Genomic DNA, 1,060 nt, shown 5'->3' with positions numbered 1-1,060 from the left:
CCATCGTCAAGGTGGCGATGTTCGTCTCGCTCGACGAGCAGAAGAAGCGACTCGAAGAGCGTCTCGACCGCCCGGACAAGTACTGGAAGTACAACCCCGGTGACGTGACAGAGCGCGGATTGTGGCCGGCTTACCAGCAGGCATATCAGGCGATGCTCGACAAGACGTCGACCGAACATGCTCCGTGGTACGTCGTGCCGTGTGATCGGAAGTGGTACAGCCGAATTGCGGTCACGGAGCTACTGATCGACGCTCTGGAAAAGCTCGATCTCGACTGGCCGCCTGCCAACTTCGACATCGAGGCGGAGAAGGCGCGACTCGCACAGTCCTGATCAGAAGCAGTCCCGATCAGAACAGGTGTGGGGATTCGCGGTGCACTTTGTGGTCGTGATGAACGGTGCTGGTGTACAGGGCAACCGCCAGTCCGATGGACGCGACACCGGCGAGCCCGGCAATCAACGCCCAACCACCGTGCCCTGAACCGGCGGCCACGAGAAAGCTGCCGAGACAGACAACTGTGGCCAATACCAGGAAATACGACGCCCACGCTGCAAAGAGATTGAGCTTCATCGTTCGCTCCTCCGGTCGGATCTCTTTCGTTTCGACCGTACGCCGGAGCATGACGGTCGACAAGACACCGCCGTCGCGAGGTTTCCCGACGTCTACGCCGGGTAGCCGAATTACATGGACATCGGAACTCTTTACCGCGGAATCGAATCCGCTCGCGGACTGGACGGTCCGTCCACTGGCCTCAGGCGCAGAATCCTCGAGATCACGGAGCGATCCGACCGATCGCGCACTGTCGCCGCACTTCTCCGCGGCGCCGCCGTCGGGCATCCCATCCATCCTGCCCTCGTGACCATTCCCGCGGGCGCGTGGACGGCTTCGTTGGTCTTCGATGTTCTAGGCGATCCGCAGACTGCACGACGGCTGATCGGGCTCGGATTGGTTTCGACTCCGCCGGCTTTGCTGACGGGATGGCTGGACTGGTCCGAACGTGGCGACGTCGCACGCCGAGTGGGGCTGGTGCACGCAGCGTCGAATGCAGTGGGGATCTGGC

The 1,060-nt window shown here is 62.1% G+C and carries 2 protein-coding genes and 1 pseudogene; 2 read left to right on the top strand and 1 reads right to left on the bottom strand.

Annotation, left to right across the window (positions count from 1 at the left end):
* A partial coding sequence (locus ABT116_RS49845) for a polyphosphate kinase 2 family protein (RefSeq protein WP_502984117.1) occupies nt 1–332 on the top strand: 332 nt, incomplete at its 5' end.
* A gap of 16 nt (nt 333–348) precedes the next feature.
* Here ABT116_RS49845 and ABT116_RS49840 read toward each other — a convergent pair.
* Nucleotides 349–570 carry a hypothetical protein gene (locus ABT116_RS49840; protein ID WP_020968904.1) on the bottom strand — a complete coding sequence of 74 codons (222 nt, stop codon included), beginning with the start codon at nt 568–570 and terminating at the stop codon, nt 349–351.
* A gap of 285 nt (nt 571–855) precedes the next feature.
* Here ABT116_RS49840 and ABT116_RS49835 point away from each other — a divergent pair.
* Nucleotides 856–1,060 (top strand): annotated as a pseudogene (locus ABT116_RS49835) (hypothetical protein); the annotation flags it as partial.

It is taken from the genome of Streptomyces sp. NPDC002130 (assembly GCF_040296465.1).
In the GTDB taxonomy this organism is placed as follows: domain Bacteria; phylum Actinomycetota; class Actinomycetes; order Streptomycetales; family Streptomycetaceae; genus Streptomyces.
This window is presented reverse-complemented; position numbering and strand designations above follow the sequence as displayed.

Bases quoted from the DNA above. Each gene is read 5' to 3' on its own strand.
- ABT116_RS49840 (WP_020968904.1), bottom strand. From the start codon at position 570: ATGAAGCTCAATCTCTTTGCAGCGTGGGCGTCGTATTTCCTGGTATTG.